Genomic DNA, 21,384 nt, shown 5'->3' with positions numbered 1-21,384 from the left:
GAATTAAGATTCATTTAATTGAATATTAACACAAATATCATTATATTGTATATAAGGACAAGTCAAAATAATATAATAAATTTAGACTATTTTCATCAAAGAAGCATTAAAAAGAACAAAGTGACTTATACATTACCGGATTACCTAGAATTGCATCAGATTCTTTAGCGGACCTCTGGTTACCTATCCTCAGAAATCTCAATTGGACGTAGTTGAAAATAGACTTTTCTACAGCTTAAATAAAAAACTTTAACAACAAAAACAACTTGGCTAAAAGCCAAGTTGCGCACTCTGTAGTTTACTAACAAAAATATATAACTATCTTTTTTTAAAGCTCAAGAAAGAATCCTCAATCATATTCTCAGAAGCGCCTAACTTACTTACATGATGCAGATACTTAAAAGCATATAGCAAAAGAACATGAGAAAAAATCGCGAACATAAACGTTTCAGGAATACTCCACCCTGGAAGGTATATCCGTTTGAGGGACACAGTTATATAATTCATTGCAGTTGCCCATGAAACAAAAAAAATGACAATCCATATCTGATATCTTGAAAAACGCCATAACATATAACCGAAAAGAAACGTAACAGCGAACCAACTTAGAGTAAAGAACACGGGAATGTTATAGACCATAAGTATATCTGGTTCAAATATCCAACGTTTTAATATATTTACAGAAAATATTTGAACTATCCATGTATATACAAATCCCCCTAGAAAAGCAAACAGCATAATTTTTTTGATATAGTTTAGTGGTATTAAAAATAAAACTAAGGACCAGTAGGCAACAGCTTGAATAAGCCAATAAAGATCCATAATACACCTCCTGATTCTATTATGCTAGAAAAAAGGATTTCTATGTAATTGACTGAATATCTATTGCTTTCCCGTGCATAGACCGCTTTAAAGTAAGGAGCTTCCAAATCGAGAAGCTCCTAACTTTAAATAATTGATCAGATTGTGTTCATATCAACCACGAGTCCCAACATAATGAATACTGTTAATGAAGGGATTTAGAAGTTGTTAATTATAGCATCGTAAATTTTCGGATCCTCTGCACCCAGGTGCCAGATGCAAATCCCCCCGATATCGTATTTATTAACTAGGTCTAAAAGTGTTCCGAAATAAAGTGCATCCACAAACCAAACTTCATGGCCAACGTCAGCAATATCCATATAGGTATAGTGGGGGCCCAGTAAAGCATCCAAGACAATGGGAACTTTATACTGGTTAGCTTTAGCAACAGCAAAAAAATAGGTAACACTCGTCGTCGTTTGACCTAGCGTCCAATCATAACCAGAAACTGGTACGCCAAGTTCTATTTTATTTTTTGGGATAGTTGAAACCGCATAGGTTAAGACCGCATCGACCCAATCGGCAGGTGCCACGGGTCCAGGATCGCTTCCTTGCCAGTGAAAGTCGTACCCCATGACACGAACGGCATCAGCCGCTTGGCCAATTCCAACATAATCATGTGCTTCTGCGCCGCTCCAGGCTCCTGCTGCGTCAGTCTTAGCATGAACACTCACAATAAGTAATCTGCCCATGGCATAAAGAGCGGCCTTTAGTTCTCGCAGAAAGACAACAAATAGTTCGCGGTCTCTAACATATAAATTCTCATAATTAATATCGATTCCGGGATAGTCCATTTGAACTGTTTTGCTGACGATGTTCTAAACATGTTTTTGGCGAAGAACTGGATCATTAAGAACTATTGAAATGAGTTCACTGTCAAAACTATTCGTAATAAGTGGGATCACCCTAATTCCATGTGCTCTGGCATAGGAAAGGAAAGTACTGCTTTCTGCACCATGAAAGCTTAGGACATCACCATCAGGTGTCAGTACATACCAAAAAGGTGAGATTGAATGAAATATCTCCGGGTGATTTTGAACGGATTGAAAAGCTAGAGATTGAACCCAATAAGGTAGCCATCCGCTTACAACACGTGTAAGAACGGGTTCTGGTCCAGGACCAGGAACGGAAATCCTAATTTGTTGACCAATTCTTAATTGATTAGGGTCAACCCCAGGGTTGACAGCTAATAAACTTGACAGACTGATTTGAAATCTCAAGGCAATTTTATAGAAAGTGTCACCTGCTTGAATTGTGTACATTTGATAGTCTGGCAGTTGACTTTGAATAACCCGCCAAGTTATGGGACCAACAATGCCGTCCATCGTTAATCCAGATCCCTTTGGAACTGAAGGACGGCGTGTTCAGTCTTTGCCCCGAAAACTCCATCAATCGGCCCAGGGTTATAACCCCATTCCAGTAACAGGCTTTGAAGCTCTCTAACCTCGTTCCATCGCGCTCCCCGCCTTAAGGTAAGTCAATATCGTCACCTCTTTCATTTAATATCAGAGATAATTACCCTGTGATTTATTCTTTTATGCCTTATTTAAGGGTTAGTGATTATCTGAATATTAATAATGATTTTACAAATCAAGGACAATTTACAATGTTAATTAGTTCGACATATACTAGAAAAAAGGGGGCTTTGACTTGCATAACAAAAACATAGGTAATTCCAATGGACAACCGCAATGTCCTTTATTAAAAATGGGCTCATCTGGTGCTAGCGTGAAAAAGTTGCAAACTAAGTTAGCAGCAGCCGGTTTCAACCCTGGGAAAATTGATGGAATTTTTGGGTCATTGACTAGAGGGGCAGTCCTTGCTTTTCAAAAGAGCAAGGGATTGGCGCAAGATGGAATCGTTGGGATAAAAACTTGGACTGCGTTGGGCGTAAATTGCCATAAACCAACCCCGCCACCGGTAAATCACTGTCCAACTCTCCAACAAGGAAGCACTGGGCCAGCAGTAGTGAAACTGCAAGGACTCTTAAAAACAAGAGGCTTCTATACGGGCAATGTCGATGGGATCTTTGGTCCAGTAACTCGGGTTGCTGTCGTAGGATTTCAAGGAAGCATGGGCCTGGCGCAAGATGGAATCGTTGGGATAAAAACTTGGACTGCGTTGGGCGCAAATTGCCATAAACCAACCCCGCCACCGGTAAATCACTGTCCAACTCTTCAACAAGGAAGCACTGGACCAGCAGTAGTGAAACTGCAAGGACTCTTGAAAGCAAGAGGCTTCTACACAGGCAATGTCGATGGGATCTTTGGCCCTGTCACGCAGGCTGCAGTCGTAGCATTTCAAGGGAGCATGGGCTTGGTGCAAGATGGAATCGTTGGGATAAAAACTTGGACTGTGCTGGGCGTAGATTGTCATACACCAACCCCGCCACCGGTAAATCAGTGTCCTACTCTTGAACAAGGGAGCACCGGACCAGCAGTAGTAAAACTACAAGGACTCTTGAAAACAAGAGGCTTCTATACGGGCAATGTTGATGGGATCTTTGGACCTATTACTAGAGCTGCTGTCCTTGCTTTCCAAGAGTGTATGGGTCTAGTTCAGGATGGGATCGTTGGTATTCAGACTTGGACTGCTTTGGGAGTACATTGTTGTTAAATTGAAATAGATTGACGGGATTGATTCTAAAAAGTAAGACCCCCAAATCCTTACCTTAAGGCTTTGGGGGTCTTACTTTTTCACTTTTGTTTTCTCTTTTCGCGCAGAAAAGGGTTGTTTATACTTGCGGATTGAGTGTGTCCAGTATTTGCGCACAATCGCTCACCAAATCAATTACATGAACACAACCTTGCCCTTTGCCTAAAAGCCTAGCCAGCTCTTTTTTAGAAATCCCACGTAAATCAAGGCCATGTAGATTCACTAGTAAGGATGCTGCCTCACGACAAATAATGTCGGGAGTAAGCAAAAAAACCCCATCGGCTTCTTTAACTTTAAACTCATCCAATTTTAGACGGACATTAACCTCGTGGAAAGAATTACTTAAATTCCCTATCAATAAGTATTGTCCTTACCTCAACTCAAAAAGGATTTGAGTCTTGAAGCGCACAAACAAATTACCAGATCCTTTACTTTCCCCAACGTGCTCATACCAACTCCTGGTCACTTTGTCTAAGTTGCTGTAGTACCTACAGGAGCCTAAATAGAAATCCGTCCACTTTTGATCGTATTCAGCCTCTGAACAATAGCCACGCTCACATAGGAGAAAGGTTTCAACCTGAATAATCCCTTTAACAGTTTCGGAAAATAGAGCAACCGCAAGGGGGGCGTTGAGAAACGTTGCGGCTTCCCTAAGTGCCGGACCGGAACTGAAGTAAGCTTTATTTCCTTGCAGTGGTGTGACTTGACGTGTGTGGGCGCTGATTGGTTTTGAAGATCTCTGTTCTTCCCATAGGGCTTCTTCGATGATAAAAGAATTAACGTTTACCAAAAGATGAGCAGTTGCTTCTCGGGCGGTATCGACATAGCTCGTCTTAGCTTGTAGCTGTCCATTGTCGCTACGACGCACTTCCGTATACCAAATTACGTTGATAGATATTTTTCATCCGACCCCTCCTTGTCAATAGGGTGTAATCAGAGTATTCTGTACAAGTGAGGCAATCCTTCAGTTTTCGGATATATTTAAGATCGATTTTTCTTAGCTAAGGCAGGAAATCGTCGGGCAGCCGTTTAGTGAACTCGTATTGAGCTGAGGATCCTCGCGCGCTAAGTGTTCCTATTGGGAAAGGCGCTCGGCGATACTCTATCCCACGCCGGTAGGCATTCCTATTGGGACCACGGCTTCGGCGATACTCTCCACCGGAGACTATCTGCACCAGTAGAATAAGGAACACCCACTTGAAGAAGTGGGAGTCTCGGAATTGATAATTCCGAAACAAAAGCAAGAAATATTAGAAACTCTAGAGAAGCTCTAATCTGTCCCTGAAGATAGATTTAGACAGGCGGATTCTCGCTTACTTTAAAGGGCAGGGATATTCATCTAAAATGCTTAATAGTGGAATGTAAAGGGTGGTTGGGTTACTAATGTAGTGCTTTTAGAAAGAAGTGATTTTTTGGCGGATTCTCAAAACCATGTTACTTCTAGATTAACGGGAATGTTCTTAGACAAGCATTTAGAACGGCAATTTCAGGATTCATACTTAACAAGGTCTAAAAATTATATGCGAAAAGTCGCTCTTATAGTTGGAAGCATTTTTTCCTTATACTTAGTTTATGATTTTTCAACAAACAGCCAATTTATAGTTCTGGCTATTTTTTTTCTATGTCGTTTGACGTTCCTTGGATTATCAGTGATGTTTTATTTCAAGCCAGATTATTTCCTGAAGTCATCTCCTTTTTTAAAGATCACTATCTATCAACTCATCTTCATTGTACTGTTTTTTATAATTGTTATGAAATATGAGGACAATCATTTTCTGATCCAGGCTTTTTCGATTAATGTGATTGTTTTAGCGATCTTCTTTTTAGTGCCAAACTTACTGCACTATAAAGTGTTTCTTTCACTTTTCGCATTGATTGGTTATATGGTTATTACTCTGACCAAATACCATCCACCTTTGCTTGAGTTTAGTTCGGTATTTGGGTATCTGTCACTAGCAATCTTTTTCAGTAGCATATCCTCCTACAGTTTAGGTAAGTACATGAGGCTTGATTTTGTTAACAAACAATACTTTAAAGAGCTTTCTATGAAAGACTCATTAACTAATATATATAACCGACTGAAGTTCAACGAGGCGTTGAGCAGTGAGATTGAAGGAGCTAGGAGGTATGGGAAGTCCTTTTCTCTTATTATGTTTGACATAGACCATTTCAAACAGTTTAATGATAAAAATGGCCATATTTTTGGAGATATAGTTCTTATAGAAATAGTCAATCTTGTGAAAGGATTAGTTAGGGGAGTGGATGTCTTTGCACGTTGGGGTGGTGAGGAGTTTGTAATTCTTTTACCTCAGACCCATTGTCAAGAGGCCTCTGCCCTCGCGGAAAGGTTGCGAAAATCAATCTGTAAAGAGTCAATGAAGAAAGGAATGGCTCTAACCTGCAGCTTTGGTGTCACATCATTTTGTAGTCAGGATGATGAGGATTTAATTATGGATCGAGTTGACCGAGCCTTGTACAAAGCAAAAGAGGGCGGCAGGAATGCTGTTGTTTCCGAGCAAAACCTTCATTTAATCTGATGATTGCCGTAGTCTGTTTATTGATAACGGGACTTGCAATTGTATTTATTGCCAAAAGATTCACAAAACCTGTTTTATTGATTCGAGACGAGTGTCTGCTCTTGGCCCAAGGAGATTTTAGAGAGCGTGAGACAGGGGGGGTTGCGGAAGACGAAATCGGTCAAATGGCGAATGGTTTCCAAAAGATGAGGATGCATTTGCATGAAATGGTCACTATGGTCAGCTACCAATCCGAGCAGTTAGCTGCTGCCAGTGAAGAATTAACGGCTAGCGTTGAACAAGCGGCTCTGGCCGCGAACCAGGTTGCAACGTCACTTACCGAACTGGCAACAGGTGCAGAAGAGCAGTTGAGAGTTGTTGATGAAGCTTTAGCCGTGGTTGAGGAGATGTCAGCCGGACGTTAGCCCAGAATCTTCAGGGAGCCGTTAGCAAGTTTCAGGTTTAAATGCACCCATCTTCCCTTACTGCCTTCCTTTTTGCTACTCTTTTATAAGGATTTTTGTAACTTCTGCAATGTACAATGTATGATGATCAACCTCAGGATACCATTTTTCATTAAGCTCTTGATCAATAAAAAACTCGGGTTTATATTCTTGGGCATAGAGTTTCTTACAAAGGACTGCGATACTTGCTTCTTCAAAATACGGAATATCATCGGTATGAAGAACGGTTAACTTGGAGTTTTTGATTTTATCCTCATCTCTGCCAGACTTTGTGCCAAGATAACTTAATGTTGTTCTAAAGCTGTTATCCAAAAATGTGATGGAAAATGTCATAGAGTTATCCACAAACTCTTTAGTGTAGCGTTGTGGGCGGAGAACAATATAGGCAACATTTTTACCCCACATTACCCCAAAACCTCCCCACGAGGCAGTCATAGTATTAAGCTTACCATCCTTTTCAGCAGTAATAAGCATCCAATCCTTACCTATTAACTTAAACGGGCTCCGTTCAAAACGTTGTGGATTAATTTCAAAGAAGTTAGACATCACATATCTCCCTTTTGTTATATTTCCTAAGTAAATAGGTCCAGTCCAAGCTAAAAAACTATATTAACTATGAATATTCTAGTAAGGACGCTTTCTTTCCTCTTTAGTATATCAAATTTTCTTACTAGTCAACTAAGGGCCGGAGCGCAGTGTTTGAATCTAAAACCCCTGGGTGCGGAGGCGGAGCAGTAGGCTGGGTTTTGAATAATTCAAATTGGGTTTTACTGAGTATTTTTTGTCTACCGGCGGGGTAGGCGGCATGGAAGATTAATATTCCGAATTGTCAGCTAAATGACTAACGTTTTTAGGCTGGGTAGTGTATTATAAAAGAAGTAAAACATAGGAGGGTAATATATGACAGAAAAACATAGACCAGGATCACTGGAGGAGAAAACAATATTTTTCCCTCCTAAGGAATTTAGCTCCAATGCCGTAATTAAAAACCCGGAAATTTATGAGCTAGGGCAGGAGCGGAATGAGTTTTGGAACGAACAAGGGAAACGATTGGACTGGTTTAAATCATGGGACACCACTCTAGAATGGAATAATCCATTTGCAAAGTGGTATGTCGGCGGAAAATTGAATGCAGCTTATAATTGCCTGGACCGTCATTTAAAAGGAGCGCGTCGGAACAAAGCGGCTCTAATATTTGAAGGGGAACAAGGAGATCGACGAGTCCTTACCTATCAAGATCTTCTGCGCGAGGTTTCCCAGTTTGCGAATGTACTTAAGTCTCTTGATGTAGAAAAAGGAGACCGTGTGACAATTTATATGCCTATGATTCCTGAGACCGTTATCGCGATGCTCGCGTGTGCCAGGATAGGAGCTGCGCACTGTGTTGTATTTGGCGGGTTCAGCGCAGAAGCTTTGAAGGACAGGATTCAGGACTCTCAGTCAAAGGTTGTAGTGACCACGGATGGAAGCTATCGACGAGGAAATAGTATCCCGTTGAAAGCTAATGTGGATCGTGCACTTCCCTCTGTAACTTGTATAAATAATTGTGTAGAAAATGTAATCGTCGTCAAGCGGACCGGTCAACCTGTCGATATGATAGAAGGACGAGATATATGGTATCACGAAGCTGTCGAGAATGTTTCGATAGTATGTCCGGCGGAAGCAATGGAAGCGGATGATATGCTCTTTATTCTTTACACGAGCGGAACCACCGGAAAACCCAAAGGCGTGGTTCATACGGTAGGCGGCTATATGGTTGGGGTGTCGACAACGCATGAATGGGTATTTGACCTTAAAGAAGAAGATGTATATTGGTGTACGGCGGATGTTGGTTGGATAACAGGACACAGTTATTTGGTATATGGGCCATTAAGTAATGGTGCAACGGTTGTGATGTATGAAGGAGCCCCTGATTATCCAGAAAAGGATCGGTATTGGAGAATTGTTGAGAAATATAGGGTTACAATTTTATATACTGCACCAACTGCGATTCGTACGTTTATGAAATGGGGAGAAGGTTATCCCTCGGGCAGAGATCTTTCAAGTTTACGACTCTTGGGCTCGGTCGGTGAACCGATTAATCCGGAAGCTTGGATGTGGTACTATAAACATATCGGACGAGAGCAATGCCCCATAGTGGATACCTGGTGGCAAACGGAAACGGGTATGATCATGATGACACCCGTCCCAGGGATTACCCCCCTAAAGCCTGGATCGTGCACGATCCCATTTCCGGGAGTCCATATAGAAATAGTTGATCACGCTGGTGATCCTGTCCCGAAAGGTAAGAGCGGATATTTAGTGATTCGTGAGCCATGGCCAGCGATGCTTAAAACGGTGTATGGTGATGACAAACGATATGAAGATACCTATTGGAGCCAGTTTAAGGGCATGTATTTTACCGGAGACGAAGCAAAATGGGATGAAGATAGTTATTTTTGGGTAACTGGGCGCGTGGATGATGTCATTAATGTCTCCGGACATCGAATTGGAACGGCGGAAGTGGAAAGTGCGTTAGCTGATCATCCATTTGTGGCTGAAGCGGCATGTGTGGGCAGGACACACGAAGTAAAGGGCCAAGCGGTGTTTGCCTTCGTTAGTTTAAAAGAAGGAATTGCGGTTAACGATGAGTTGGTTAATGAACTAAAAGCACATGTTGTTCTAAAAATAGGTTCACTTGCACGGCCGGATGACATCTTTTTGAGTACTGAATTACCTAAGACTCGAAGCGGGAAAATAATGAGACGTCTTTTAAAAGACATCGCAGAGGGTCGAGAAATAGGGGATACCAGCACCCTTGCAGACGTTGGAGTCATTAATTTTCTGAAAGAGAATATTGACGCCCGAAGAATTCCTGAAGCGAAGAATGCTTCGATGAAATCAAAGAGAAATATGGTTTCGATTCCTGAAACTGCCACGTTTAATCGTTGTAATGATGAGTCCTATGACGGCTACAGTTATACAGTATGGTACTGCACACCTCCTAAGGATGGATCTCGTCATCCAGTTACTCATTTTTATTGCTTTCAGTGGATCGAAAGACTAAAATTTGTGCCTGAGGTTGCCTTAGCTATCACAAATATCATGTTAAATAACAAAAATGCTGCCGAGGCAATCTTCGCGAATGGAACGCCGGATTTTAGTCATGCGGTGATCAACGAGGGAAATATCAAAGATGACTTATCAGAAGAGGGGCAAATCTGTTTTTGTGGTTCAATGGGCTAGAGACAACGATGTAAACGTTACAAGAGAGCAAGGGTCAATTCTAATTGATGTGTATGGCAATTCAGGGCAGGGATATCAAAAAATGATTAGCTCTTATGTTGTCTAAATAATAAAAAAACCTAACAAGAATTCTGGATTTGTTAGTAACAAAAAAGACTATTTTTAGAAATATGGATTAAAAATGCGAGATTTAAGCTCAGGGAGATTTTACAATCAAGAAGTAAGATCTTCGTGAGCGTTTTTAATTGTAAACATACATCTTAGCGAAGGAGAAGCATACGGCTATTTGCAACCGAATTTTCTGATAAAGTAAACCTTATTATTATTGTTAAGTGATATAATGTTCTGGTAAATGAAAAGTAAGGAGTTGAGCGCAGTGCAAGAGGTTTTTATTTTATCTGGGGCTCGGACACCCATAGGAGATTTCGGCGGCTCATTAAAGACCCTGCTCCCTAACGAACTCGCCTTGTTTCCGGCACTAGAAGCTGTGAAAAGAGCAGGTATAGTCGATAAAAGCCAGTTTGATGAGGTGATCTTAGGAAACTGTATCCAAAGGACAGATGAGCCTAATGTAGCAAGGGTCGTCTCATTAAAGGCTGGTTTTCCCAAAGAGGTAACCGCATTTACTGTCCAAAGACAATGCAGTTCAGCGATGCAGGCCATCGTGTCCGGTACGCAGGAAATTCGCTTAGGAGATTCTGAACTAGTCTTAGCCGGAGGAGTAGAATGTATGAGTTCTGCTCCTTATTTGCTAAAAACTACACGCTGGGGACAACGGCTTCAACATGGAGAGATAAAAGACTCGGTCTGGGAACTATTAGAGGACCCGATCGATCATATCTTGATGGGTCAAACAGCAGAAAATCTGGCAATAAAGTACGGTATTACCCGAGAAGAGCAAGATTTAATAGCTCTCAGAAGTCATCAAAATGCCCTGGATGCTATCAAGAACGGTAGATTTAAAAAGGAAATCGTACCAGTCACCGTCGCCTTTAAGAAGAGCAAGTCAAAGGTTATAGATACAGATGAACATCCGAGAGATGGTTTAACCATGGAGGATCTTGCTAAATTAAAGCCAAGTTTTATCAAGGATGGTACCGTCACTGCTGGAAACAGTTCGGGACTCAATGATGGGGCAGCTGCGGTGGTACTGGCCTCAGAAAGAAAGGTTAAGGAACTTGGGGTTAAGCCATTAGCTAGAATAGTGTCTTATGCAGTTGCTGGAGTTGAACCTGAACTCATGGGGTATGGACCTGTGCCGGCCGTTAAGAAGGCATTGCAAAAGGCTAACCTGACCCTAGGGGATATTGATCTCTTTGAGGTGAACGAAGCCTTTGCGGCACAGTATATTGCTGTGGAGAAATTATTGGAGTTGAATCGTTCGATTGTTAATGTCAATGGAAGCGGCGTTGGGTTAGGACATCCTGTGGGATGTACCGGAGCTAGAATCGTTGTTACGCTTCTTTATGAGATGATGCGCAGAAACCTAAGATATGGTCTGGCTACTTTGTGCATCGGGGGCGGCATGGGTAAAGCGTTGATTATTGAGCGTGTTTGATAAAAAAGAGATGATGAAATTAGGTATTGTTATGATCTGAAGGCACTCAAGGATTGAGGGCCTTTTCCTGAGTATTGTGCAGCGAACGAGGATCTTTCAGATGTCGGATTATATACTATTATTAATGTCAGTGATAAAATACTAAAGTATAGTTGGATAACTGAATTATAAAAGCGGGAGAGTTAATTTGGTAAACGAAAAGGAATTCTTTGCAGATATTGAAAAAAGCGGACTTAATTTAACAATACAACAAAAAGGGGCAGTCATCCATGATCAGGGGCCGCTATTGCTCTTGGCTGTTCCGGGCGCGGGAAAGACGACGGTTTTAACAGTTCGCATAGCCTACTTGATACGAGTAAAAAGGGTGGATCCCCGAGCGATTCTTTGTCTGACCTTCGGACGGGCGGCCGCAAAAGAAATGTGTGAACGATATATGGAAAGATTTGGAGTTGAGGCTGACACGGAAAACCAAACTAACAAAGAAATTCAATTTTCCACAATCCATAGTTTCGCCTATGAAGTGGTTCGGTCAGCCTTTCGACAAACGGACACTCGGTTCGAGATTATTGAAGAACAAAAAGGTGCTGAAAGCAAGACAGGGGTCCTGCGTAGAATCTATGAAAAGCACAATGCTTTAGCAATTACGGACGAGCAGTTGGAAGGGTTACAGAATGCCATCTGTTATGTGAAAAATACTTTAAAGCAGCCCGAAGAGTATAAGAAGGCAGATGTCAAGAACTTCCCATTAATTTATAACGACTATGAGAAGTATAAGAGAAATAGTCAGCCAAGGTTGATCGACTATGATGACATGCTTTCCATGGCGTTCCAGGAGCTAAATGAAAATACTAAGCATCTTGAGGCTTATCGAAGGCGCTTTGACTATATTCTCACCGATGAAAGCCAAGATACTTCTCTTCTCCAACATAAGATCATAGAGATCGTCGCAAAACCTAAAGGCAATATTTTTGCGGTCGGGGATGATGACCAGAGCATCTTTGGATTTAGAGCTGCCGAGCCGGAGTATTTATTGAATTTCGAACAAACATATCCTAGTGCAAAGATTCTGCGAATAGAACAAAATTTTCGCTCAACCCCCCAAATTGTAGACGCAGCCCGTGGGCTCATTGGGGCTAATAAGTTGCGGTTTGATAAAGAAATGTTCACGAAGAATCCTGCGGGAGACATACTTCGAATAGAGCACTTTACAGGAATGAGGGAGCAGTATCAGTTTTTAGTCCAAGAACTTAGACGTCAAAAGAATTTATCGAAGGTAGGGGTTCTTTACCGCAATAATCTATCTGCAATTTGTTTGGCTGAAGAGTTAAGCAGGGCTAATATTCCCTTTTATATGAGAGAGGCAGGCAAGCAGAAGTTTTTTTCACACTGGGTTATAAATGATATTCTAAACTTTCTGCGCTTCTCTTTTAGTGATAAAAGCTTGCCAATCTTAGAGAAGATTTGGTCTAAGCTTAATTGTCATATTAGAAAGCAACAACTCGATTATCTTAAGCAAAGGGCAATTGACCGCTCAATCTTTGAGATCTTAGCAGAACAACCAGAGGTTACGTCAAAGCGTAAAAATGAGTATTTAGAACTCAAGAAACAATTTAAGGTGCTTAATAAACTTACTCCTGCAAAGGCCATCCTTTTTATCAGAAACCAGTTGGAATATGATAAAGCGATTGAACGAATATGTGACTCGTTAGGGTTTTCCGAAGAGTATATCGGGAGTCTCCTGGATATTCTAATCTCAATTGCTCAAAATGAATCTGCCATAGTAGAATTTGCCAAGCGCTTGACCTTATTAGAAGAGCAAATGAAGGTTTCTTATAAAAATAAGCACAGTAATGCTGTGACACTTTCAACGATGCATTCAGCTAAAGGACTAGAATGGGAACGGGTTTATTTGCTTGACCTCGTTGAAGGGGTTATACCTGAGAACGACCAACGTGGACAGAAAGAATTATTGGAAGAGGAAAGGCGCCTGTTCTATGTAGGGATGACCAGGGCTAAAGAGCACTTAACCTTATGCTCGATGGATTATTATCATAATAAACATGTTAAGCCTTCTCGTTTTGTTCGCGAGACTTCTCTGGTTATGAAAGGGGAAAATCCGGAAGAAGCTATCCTAAAAGAAACTGCAAATATGACCAGTGATTTGGTTGTTGGTTTAGTAATAGAACATAGAACCTTTGGAGAGGGTATCATTGCGAAAGAGGATGGAAATATGATTCTGGTTCACTTCAAGGATGGTTCCCAGCGTTCCTTCATGAAAGACATCTGTGAAAAACAAAATCTGATATGGGCAGTCTAAGAACAACCCGGAAATATGAATCCCAATAAGATGATGGGCGGAAGGGCTATTAACAGGTGTTCGTTGAAATTATCCGTTCTATAACTTACAATAAAGATTGTGGCTTTTGTTTCAGTAATCTTAACTTGGAGGAAATTAAGTGAAAAGATTCGAGGCTTACCAGATTATAGCTGAGGAAGTTCAGCAATTTTTTAATGTTGACGCTGCCGTTACACTTTTCGATACTGAGAAAATCGTTGCTTATTACCCGGGAAAAACAATTGATACTAGAGCCAAGCTTGGAAATGCACCTACGCCAGGCTCAAATGTTTTGGAGGCGCTTACGAGTGGACAACGCGTTGTACGACGGGTGTCGAAAGAAATTTTTGGAGTACCTTTTGTCGGTATCGCTCAACCGATCTTTGAAGGGTCAAAGGTCGCTGGCTGCCTTGCCATTGCTTGTTCCCTTGAGCATTATGACAATCTTCTAATAACCGGTCAGGAAATCCTTGAGTCTGCGGTCACAATTTCTTCATCAGCTCACAATTTGTCAGCTGCGACTGAAGAACTGGCGGCAACACTCAGAAGTATGGACGCAGAGACAGAACAGGTAAACAAGGAGATGCGCAGAACCAACGAATTAACACAGGAAATCAAGAAAATTTCCAAACAAAGTAAAATCCTAGGGATAAATGCGGCGATTGAATCTTCTCGGGCAGGGGAGCATGGACGAGGGTTTAGCATTGTTTCAGAAGAAGTTAGGAAGCTTGCCACAGATACAGACTCATCTACTCAAGCAATTGAAAGAAATGTCCAGGAGGTTCAATCATCCGTGGGGCTTTTAATTGAGGCTATTAAGCAACTGACGGAGGTAACCGAAAGTCATGCAAATGAAGTGACGGAAATTGCCAATAGTTTGGTAAGGATAGAAGATTTGGCCAAGCAACTCCTAAAAATGGGTCAGAATTAAACAGTCTCACACAGGCCTCGAATACACATACAGCGGGGGTATCCAGAATCTTGGATACCCCCGCTGTATGTGTATTCGAAACTAAATTGAGTAAATGTTAGCCTCATCACCGGCTGTTCTTCTAAAAGTTTTCCCATTTGATTGTAACTTGATCAGTATATAACCCTAATTTCTTGATTAGATAGGGAATTGCTTTTTCAAAGCAGACGCCATATCTTTTTTCCAGTTCTGCTTTTTGAGTCAAACTTATGCACATATGAGTATAATCTACGGCTATTTGTGTTGCTTCTTCAAGAGGAAAATTATTTAAAAGCGCAGATAATAAGGCGCTCCCAAATACATCTCCTGTGCCATGAAAGTAACCGTCAATCTTATCATTGAAGGCATAACTAATCTTACCTGTTTCGCTATTAAAGGCGGCTGCTCCTAATTTGTCTCTTTCAAACGAAACACCCGATAGTACAACCATTTTTGATCCCAATGAAGATAGTTTTTCTAAGGTCGTTTCAATATATTCTTGTGAATAATTTTCCCCAATATAATCCTCATCTAAAAGGAAAGCAGCTTCGGTCAAATTTGGGACGATAATATCTGCCTTTGAACACAGTTTGGTCATGCCCTTAGCCATTTCTGGGGAATAAATGGAGTACAAAACTCCGTTATCTGCCATCACAGGGTCGACCATTACTAAGGTATCGTTACTTCTAAAAGTGTCAAATAGGTCTGCTACTAAGTCAATCTGTTCAAAAGAACCTAAAAACCCGCTGTATAAAGCATCAAACTGTAAATTAAGTGATTGCCAATGATCTGAGATAGGTTTTATATCTTCCGTTAAATCTCTATATGTAAAACCTTCAAAACCGCCAGTATGAGTAGATAGAATCGCTGTAGGCAATACACTTGTGTCAAACCCTGCTGCTGAAAGAATGGGCAGGGCAACCGTAAGTGAACATCTGCCCACACAAGAGATATCATGAATTGCAGCTACCCTCTTTTGTTTGTTCATAAACTAATAATCCTCCTTGACAATTAATAGATTGATTATAGAATATATCTGTTACCTCTAAAAGTATCAGTTTTCAATATATGTATAGTAACAGTTTGGAGGGCACCTTTGATTACTTTGCCATTATGTACGAATAAAGCACCATTATATAGGCAAATTTATGAGTGGCTAAAAGCTGAAATTCAAAGTAAGAATTATAAGCCTCATGATAGAATTCCCTCAAAGAGAAAACTTTCCGAGCATCTTTGCGTCAGCATTAACACGATTGATACAGCATACAGCCAGCTAATAGACGAGGGCTATATTATAGCTGTCCCAAAGAAGGGATACTTTGTTTGCGATATTGACGTATATCACAGAATAAACGTTACTCATCAAGAAAACACTCTAAAAATTAGTATGTCCAATCTCAAAATTGATTTTTCTCCCAGTGATATTGACCACCATGCATTTCCCTATAAAACATGGAGGAATATTTTTAAAAGTTGTTTTAACGAATTTGACCATAGCATTTTAAAGAGAACTATGGCGCAGGGAGATGTGAATTTAAGGCGAGAATTAGTTGCTTTTTTACACAGCTCAAGAGGTGTAAACTGTGATGAAAGACAAATAATTATTGGAGCAGGAACCGAGAGTTCATTGCGTACATTGAGCCTTGTCTTAAACAATAATACTTCTATAGCCCTGGAAAACCCTGTTTATCGAAAGGCATATAAAACGTTTGAACATATGGGACATACAATCTTACCTATACCTATTGATGACAGGGGAATAGAGATTGAACCTCTTAAGAATCTTACTAATGTGGCGGTTTATGTGACTCCGTCCCATCAGTTTCCTCTTGGAATCAGCATGCCTATAGGCAGAAGGGTTGAGCTGCTTAATTTTGCAAATGAAGCGGATGGGCGATTTATAATTGAAGATGACTATGACAGTGAATTCAGATATATTAGAAAGCCCTTACCATCCCTACAGAGTATCGACCAGAATGGTAAAGTTATATATGTTGGCACATTTTCAACCTCAATTGCCCCATCCATTAGGATAAGCTATATGGTATTACCGTTGACATTGATCAAAAACTACACTGGGATATACAGTGAATTCGGCTCGGATGTATCGATTCTTGAACAAAGGATCGTTGCGAAGTTTATAGCTGAAGGCAATTACGAAAAGCATCTTAATAAGATGCGCAAGCTATATAAAGATAAGAGGGGACACTTAATTAGAGAATTATCAATTTTTGGTGATGATATTAAGATTATTGGTGAGAGTGCAGGGAGTCATTTGTTAATAAAATCAGCAATAAGAAAAAGTGAAAACAATATGCGTAAGGCTGCAGCCGAAAAGGGTGTCAAGGTCTATCCTATCTCTGACTATTTTATTGGCGAAATGTTAGAGAAATATGTGAATACATTCTTATTAGGTTATGGTGCATTAAGTAAAATAGAAATATCAGAAGGAGTAATGTTATTATACGATGCTTGGAATTGTAGTGATTGAGGGTTCTCACGACTTGCGTGAGAACCAATTTTAGGTTGAAGGCATATAAGAATTTGTTATCATAATATATTGTGATTATTATAATATATATAAATAATAGATGAAAGTCGTTAAATAAAAGTTAGATTACTGTAGTTTAAGGATATTGAGAGTCTTTTCAAGAAAATACCATATTAATAATTAATAATACTATATCCTTTATCTATAGACAAAAAGGAGGTAGTTGTGCTAATATTCACTTAAAATCAGTTTTCTATTGACAAACTATAAATCAAAAGGAGGACGAAGAACATGTGCAAACTAGTAGCATCACGTAAGATGGGAAGAAAACCTAGGTATTGCTCTCAGATTCAATATAGTTTGCTAGTCCTTCTTGTACCAATGATAATCTTCTTGCTAGGGGCTGGCGCCTTAACTACACAGGCACACACTAATTCGCCACAATTCCAGAAGCAACAAACCGCACCTATACCTCAGCAAGAGGCATATGAGTTAGGGGAGACTTTTAAGATAGGAAACCTTCAATATAGAATTAGCGGTATCAGGACTTCTGACGGAAGTGGTTATGATAAGTCTGCAAGAAAAGATAATACGTACCTTTTTATAAATCTTACGATTGAAAATCAGGGAAGCAATGATATCGAGGTTAGAAGTATGATCGGGTTTAAACTTACAGATCTGAATGGTGAAAAGCAAAAATCCAGCATAAAAGCTATTCCGGCCTTTAAGAATGCTATAGATGGGACAATTAAAGCCGGAGGAAGGATGACAGGTGAACTAGGGTATGAGGTATTAAACAGCGCTCAGTCTTTTGATTTAACAGTTATTCCTGATCCTTTAAGTTCTAAAACTGCAATTGCAAAGGTTCGTATCTTGATGCAGTGAACTAAGAAACTTTTCGCAACTCAGGTTCCCCTCTAATGCACTATGCAATAGAGGGGGATTTTGTTATTGTTGCAGGAGGATTTTTCTGCAAAACGTTAATGTTAAGGTTCAGCAGAAGAGTATCTTTCTATTTAATTGAACAGTCCGGAAAAATTAGCGGATATAAGTGAAAATTAAATAGAAAAAAATATTTAAAACGAATTAAAAACTAATTGACAGAAAAATGTCGACCAAGTATTATGATTATATATAATAGGCGAGTAAATGATTACTCTCGACGGAGGGGACGCTGTTGTCTAAACTGATACATACTAAAGAAAGCTTGATTTTATCGACGATTGAAGTTATTAGTGAAAAGGGTCTTCAGGGGCTTACGACTAGAGAGGTGGCGAAGAGGCAGGGTATCTCCGAATCAACCATATTTAAGCACTATAAATCGAAGAACGAATTGATTCTGGCGGTACTCGAATATTTTTCCCAATATGATCAGGCAATTATTGAATCCTTAAAGCTTAGAGATTATGCGCCGATCGAAGCAATTACTTATTTTGTAGAAGCTTATGTAACCTATTATGAAAATTACCCCGAAATAACTGCAATTACCCTATCCTGCGAGGGATTAATGTGTGAACCAGAGCTCAGTGCTGTGGTTTATAATATTTTTACCAAAAGATTCAATTCAGTCAAATCCTTAATTACGGAATCTAAACATAAAGAAGTGCTCTCTAAAGATGTCGATCCAGAAAGTATGGCCGATCTTATTATCGGCTTAGAAAGAGCAAGTGTACTGAGATGGCGCATGGATAATTATAATTTTTCGTTAAAAGATCATACTTTATCTGCTCTAAAAATGTTGTTGGGTGCTTTTGCATTAGAATAGGGTAAGTAATCCCAGTTAATACGAGGAGTGAAGTTAGATGAAAAAACTACTTATTGTTGATGATGCGGCTTTCATGCGGGTTTCTATTCGAAATATGCTCCAGAATCAAGATGTTGAAATTGTCGGAGAAGCCGCGAATGGCTTAATTGCAGTTTCAATGTATAAAGAGTTGCGTCCTGATGTTGTGACCATGGATATTACTATGCCCGAAATGTCAGGTATTGAAGCTCTCAAGTTAATTAAAGCATTTGATCCTCAGGCTAAGATAATCATGGTTTCATCCATGGGTCAGGAGGGGATGGTGAAACAAGCAATAATTAGTGGAGCCAAAACCTTTATCGTTAAACCTTTTAAGGAGGAATTACTACATAAAACAATTTCTAAAGTGTTGGGTGTATAACAGATAATTCCAAGTCAAAAGGGGGTGATTAAATTGACCGACCAGTATCACAATGAGCCCATGTTGGAGCTCTTTATATTTGAATCAATGCAACTGATTGAGCAAATGGAGCAATTAATCATTGCCAATGAGAAGTTTGAATCCTACGATTCCGATGCTATCAATGAGATCTTTCGGATAATGCATACAATTAAAGGTTCCTCGGCGATGATGCTTTTCAATAATATTTCAACCTTAGCCCATTCTATGGAGGATGTATTCTTTGTTCTGCGTGAGGACAAGCCGAAGAATATTGACTCCTCTCAATTATCAGATTTAGTGCTTGAAGGTATTGATTTTATCAAAGTGGAAATTGCAAAGATTAGAAATGGAGATGAAGCTGAAGGGGATGCTGCTGCCTTAATTGAGAGTTTACGAGTCTTTCATGCCACCATTAAAGCTCAGAATTACACGGTTAGTGATCAAGAAATGAAAGATACAGCAACTTCAAAAGGATATTCTGCCCACAAGAAGCAGCAATATTATATAAGTAAAGTAAGAACAGAACCTCAATCCTATAGTAACTCATTTCAGGCCTCTCTTTTTTTTGAAGAAGATTGTGGAATGGAAAACCTAAGAGCGTTTGGGGTGGTTAATGATCTTGGGGATCTAGTTAAAGAATACTACCATATCCCGGCAGATCTAGATCATGAGGATAGTGCAGAAGTTATTCAGGAACAGGGATTTACACTCTTTTTTAAAACGGATCGTTCTTTGGAAGAAATTCATCGAACTCTAGGCCAGACAATCTATTTAAAGGACCTTCAACTAACACAAGTCAAGAATAGTGAACCATTTGACGATCTCCATGAAGAAAGGAAAATCTTATTAAACGACAGTGCTAAAATTTCCGTTTCTTCGTCTCGTGAAGGTATAACGAATGATCAAAAAGAAAGCTATTCTTCAGCATCTCAGCAAAGTATTATAAGTGTCAGTGTAGCCAAGTTAGACCAGTTAATGGATCTGGTTGGGGAAATGGTGATCGCTGAAGCGATGGTGACTCAAAATCCCGATCTTAAGGGCTTGGAACTTAATAACTTTGAAAAGGCAGCCAGACAACTTAGAAAAATCACCAGCGAGTTACAGGATACTGTCATGTCTGTGCGCATGGTGCCTTTAACAGGCACGTTCCAAAAGATGAACCGTACAGTTCGCGATATGTGCAAAAAGCTCAACAAGGATGTTAGACTTGAGTTGATTGGTCAAGAGACCGAGGTCGATAAAAATATTATTGAACATATTTCTGATCCCTTAATGCATCTTATTCGCAATTCAATTGATCACGGGATTGAAATGCCCTCAGATCGAGAAATGAAGGGGAAACCCCGTTGGGGAACGATTACCTTAGAAGCAAAAAATGCAGGAGGGGATGTCTTAATCATTATACGTGACGATGGAGGCGGCTTTAATAAAGCTAAAATCATGTCCAAAGCACGTGAAAAGGGATTGCTTCAAGTTCCTGAGGACGAAATCACGGATAATGAAATCTATAACTTGGTTTTTTTGCCGGGATTTTCAACAAATGAGACTGTTACAGAGTATTCTGGACGCGGGGTTGGAATGGATGTTGTAGTTAAAAATATTGAAGCAGTGGGGGGAGCAATTACGGCGGATAGTGTTCCCGGAAAGGGAACCACCCTTACTCTTAAAATTCCACTAACCTTGGCTATCATCGATGGTATGAATATTAAAGTGGGGGATTCGCGTTATACCATACCGACAACCGCGATTAAGGAATCCTTTAGGCCAAAAACCGCTGATATTATTGTTGATCCGGATGATAATGAGATGATAATGGTCCGAGGGCAGTGTTTTCCTATACTCTGCTTACATGAAAGGTATCATGTCAATACGCTTGTTACTAATTTTGCCGACGGAATCATCATTATGGTAGAACAGGATGATCAAACTCTTTGTATCTTTGCAGATGAGTTAATCGGTCAGCAGCAAGTTGTCGTTAAATCACTTCCTGCCTATATTAAACACACCAAGAAGGTCACGGGACTCGCAGGGTGTACTTTATTAGGAGATGGAAGTATCAGTTTAATTCTTGATATTGCGGGGCTGTTCAGTGTCAAGAAAACCGGGTAATTTTACTTGTAACTAATCTCTTTGCGTTGAGCAGC

Annotated in this window: 20 protein-coding genes; 12 read left to right on the top strand and 8 right to left on the bottom strand. The window is 40.1% G+C overall.

Annotated elements, in window-relative coordinates; genetic code table 11:
• Window positions 1–318: 318 nt before the first annotated feature.
• The 4 genes from LJE72_RS08115 to LJE72_RS08100 all read right to left on the bottom strand — a co-directional run bounded on the left by LJE72_RS08115 (window position 319) and on the right by LJE72_RS08100 (window position 2,281).
• Complete coding sequence (locus tag LJE72_RS08115; RefSeq protein WP_229247113.1) at window positions 319–822, bottom strand: hypothetical protein; 504 nt, start codon at window positions 820–822, stop codon at window positions 319–321.
• 197 nt (window positions 823–1,019) lie between these two features.
• Complete coding sequence (locus LJE72_RS08110) at window positions 1,020–1,655, bottom strand: glycosyl hydrolase family 18 protein (RefSeq protein ID WP_229247112.1); 636 nt, start codon at window positions 1,653–1,655, stop codon at window positions 1,020–1,022.
• 24 nt (window positions 1,656–1,679) lie between these two features.
• Complete coding sequence (locus tag LJE72_RS08105; RefSeq protein ID WP_229247111.1) at window positions 1,680–2,186, bottom strand: LysM peptidoglycan-binding domain-containing protein; 507 nt, start codon at window positions 2,184–2,186, stop codon at window positions 1,680–1,682.
• A gap of 2 nt (window positions 2,187–2,188) precedes the next feature.
• The gene (locus tag LJE72_RS08100) at window positions 2,189–2,281 is read right to left on the bottom strand and encodes a peptidoglycan-binding domain-containing protein (protein WP_229247217.1); all 93 of its coding nucleotides are present in this window, start codon (window positions 2,279–2,281) and stop codon (window positions 2,189–2,191) included.
• Window positions 2,282–2,511: 230 nt separating this feature from the next.
• Here LJE72_RS08100 and LJE72_RS08095 point away from each other — a divergent pair, with 230 nt between their 5' ends.
• Window positions 2,512–3,477: a peptidoglycan-binding domain-containing protein gene (locus LJE72_RS08095; RefSeq protein WP_229247110.1), complete on the top strand. Its 966-nt coding sequence runs from the start codon at window positions 2,512–2,514 to the stop codon at window positions 3,475–3,477.
• Window positions 3,478–3,595: 118 nt separating this feature from the next.
• Here the strand turns inward: LJE72_RS08095 and LJE72_RS08090 are convergent, their stop codons facing one another.
• Both LJE72_RS08090 and LJE72_RS08085 read right to left on the bottom strand, forming a co-directional pair.
• Window positions 3,596–3,874 carry a DUF2889 domain-containing protein gene (locus tag LJE72_RS08090; protein WP_229247109.1) on the bottom strand — a complete coding sequence of 93 codons (279 nt, stop codon included), beginning with the start codon at window positions 3,872–3,874 and terminating at the stop codon, window positions 3,596–3,598.
• 12 nt (window positions 3,875–3,886) lie between these two features.
• Window positions 3,887–4,384, bottom strand: coding sequence for a hypothetical protein (locus LJE72_RS08085; protein WP_229247108.1), 498 nt, complete (start codon window positions 4,382–4,384; stop codon window positions 3,887–3,889).
• 784 nt (window positions 4,385–5,168) lie between these two features.
• Here LJE72_RS08085 and LJE72_RS08080 point away from each other — a divergent pair.
• The gene (locus tag LJE72_RS08080) at window positions 5,169–6,053 is read left to right on the top strand and encodes a GGDEF domain-containing protein (protein ID WP_229247107.1); all 885 of its coding nucleotides are present in this window, start codon (window positions 5,169–5,171) and stop codon (window positions 6,051–6,053) included.
• Window positions 6,054–6,073: 20 nt separating this feature from the next.
• A complete protein-coding gene (locus tag LJE72_RS08075) occupies window positions 6,074–6,457 on the top strand; it encodes a HAMP domain-containing protein (protein ID WP_229247106.1) in 384 nt (127 codons plus the stop codon).
• 75 nt (window positions 6,458–6,532) lie between these two features.
• Here the strand turns inward: LJE72_RS08075 and LJE72_RS08070 are convergent, their stop codons facing one another.
• Window positions 6,533–7,042 carry a flavin reductase gene (locus LJE72_RS08070; protein WP_229247105.1) on the bottom strand — a complete coding sequence of 170 codons (510 nt, stop codon included), beginning with the start codon at window positions 7,040–7,042 and terminating at the stop codon, window positions 6,533–6,535.
• A gap of 354 nt (window positions 7,043–7,396) precedes the next feature.
• Here LJE72_RS08070 and acs point away from each other — a divergent pair, with 354 nt between their 5' ends.
• From acs to LJE72_RS26500, 4 genes are all read left to right on the top strand, one after another.
• Window positions 7,397–9,721 (top strand): acetate--CoA ligase, encoded by a 2,325-nt coding sequence (gene acs / locus LJE72_RS08065; RefSeq protein ID WP_229247104.1) that lies wholly within the window; start codon window positions 7,397–7,399, stop codon window positions 9,719–9,721.
• Window positions 9,722–10,097: 376 nt separating this feature from the next.
• On the top strand, window positions 10,098–11,279 hold the full coding sequence (locus LJE72_RS08060; protein WP_229247103.1) for a thiolase family protein: 1,182 nt from the start codon (window positions 10,098–10,100) through the stop codon (window positions 11,277–11,279).
• Window positions 11,280–11,466: 187 nt separating this feature from the next.
• Entirely contained in the window at window positions 11,467–13,596 is a 2,130-nt protein-coding gene (locus LJE72_RS08055) for an ATP-dependent helicase (protein ID WP_229247102.1), read from the top strand.
• Window positions 13,597–13,735: 139 nt separating this feature from the next.
• Window positions 13,736–14,545 carry a methyl-accepting chemotaxis protein gene (locus LJE72_RS26500; protein ID WP_229247101.1) on the top strand — a complete coding sequence of 270 codons (810 nt, stop codon included), beginning with the start codon at window positions 13,736–13,738 and terminating at the stop codon, window positions 14,543–14,545.
• A gap of 121 nt (window positions 14,546–14,666) precedes the next feature.
• Here the strand turns inward: LJE72_RS26500 and LJE72_RS08045 are convergent, their stop codons facing one another.
• On the bottom strand, window positions 14,667–15,551 hold the full coding sequence (locus LJE72_RS08045; protein WP_229247100.1) for a pyridoxamine kinase: 885 nt from the start codon (window positions 15,549–15,551) through the stop codon (window positions 14,667–14,669).
• A 108-nt stretch (window positions 15,552–15,659) separates the two neighbouring features.
• Here LJE72_RS08045 and pdxR point away from each other — a divergent pair, with 108 nt between their 5' ends.
• The 5 genes from pdxR to LJE72_RS08020 all read left to right on the top strand — a co-directional run bounded on the left by pdxR (window position 15,660) and on the right by LJE72_RS08020 (window position 21,349).
• A complete protein-coding gene (gene pdxR / locus LJE72_RS08040) occupies window positions 15,660–17,054 on the top strand; it encodes a MocR-like pyridoxine biosynthesis transcription factor PdxR (RefSeq protein WP_229247099.1) in 1,395 nt (464 codons plus the stop codon).
• A gap of 291 nt (window positions 17,055–17,345) precedes the next feature.
• A complete protein-coding gene (locus LJE72_RS08035; RefSeq protein ID WP_229247098.1) occupies window positions 17,346–17,939 on the top strand; it encodes a DUF4352 domain-containing protein in 594 nt (197 codons plus the stop codon).
• Between the two features lie 292 nt (window positions 17,940–18,231).
• Window positions 18,232–18,819 (top strand): TetR/AcrR family transcriptional regulator, encoded by a 588-nt coding sequence (locus LJE72_RS08030; RefSeq protein ID WP_229247097.1) that lies wholly within the window; start codon window positions 18,232–18,234, stop codon window positions 18,817–18,819.
• Between the two features lie 37 nt (window positions 18,820–18,856).
• Entirely contained in the window at window positions 18,857–19,219 is a 363-nt protein-coding gene (locus LJE72_RS08025; protein WP_229247096.1) for a response regulator, read from the top strand.
• 33 nt (window positions 19,220–19,252) lie between these two features.
• Window positions 19,253–21,349, top strand: a complete 2,097-nt coding sequence (locus LJE72_RS08020; RefSeq protein WP_229247095.1) for a chemotaxis protein CheA — start codon at window positions 19,253–19,255, stop codon at window positions 21,347–21,349.
• Window positions 21,350–21,384 lie beyond the last annotated feature (35 nt).

Origin of the sequence: Desulfosporosinus shakirovi (genome assembly GCF_020595055.1) — a bacterium.
Classification (GTDB): Bacteria; Bacillota; Desulfitobacteriia; order Desulfitobacteriales; family Desulfitobacteriaceae; genus Desulfosporosinus; species Desulfosporosinus shakirovi.
Note: the sequence above shows the minus strand (reverse complement) of the source record. Positions and strands in the feature narration are given on the sequence as shown.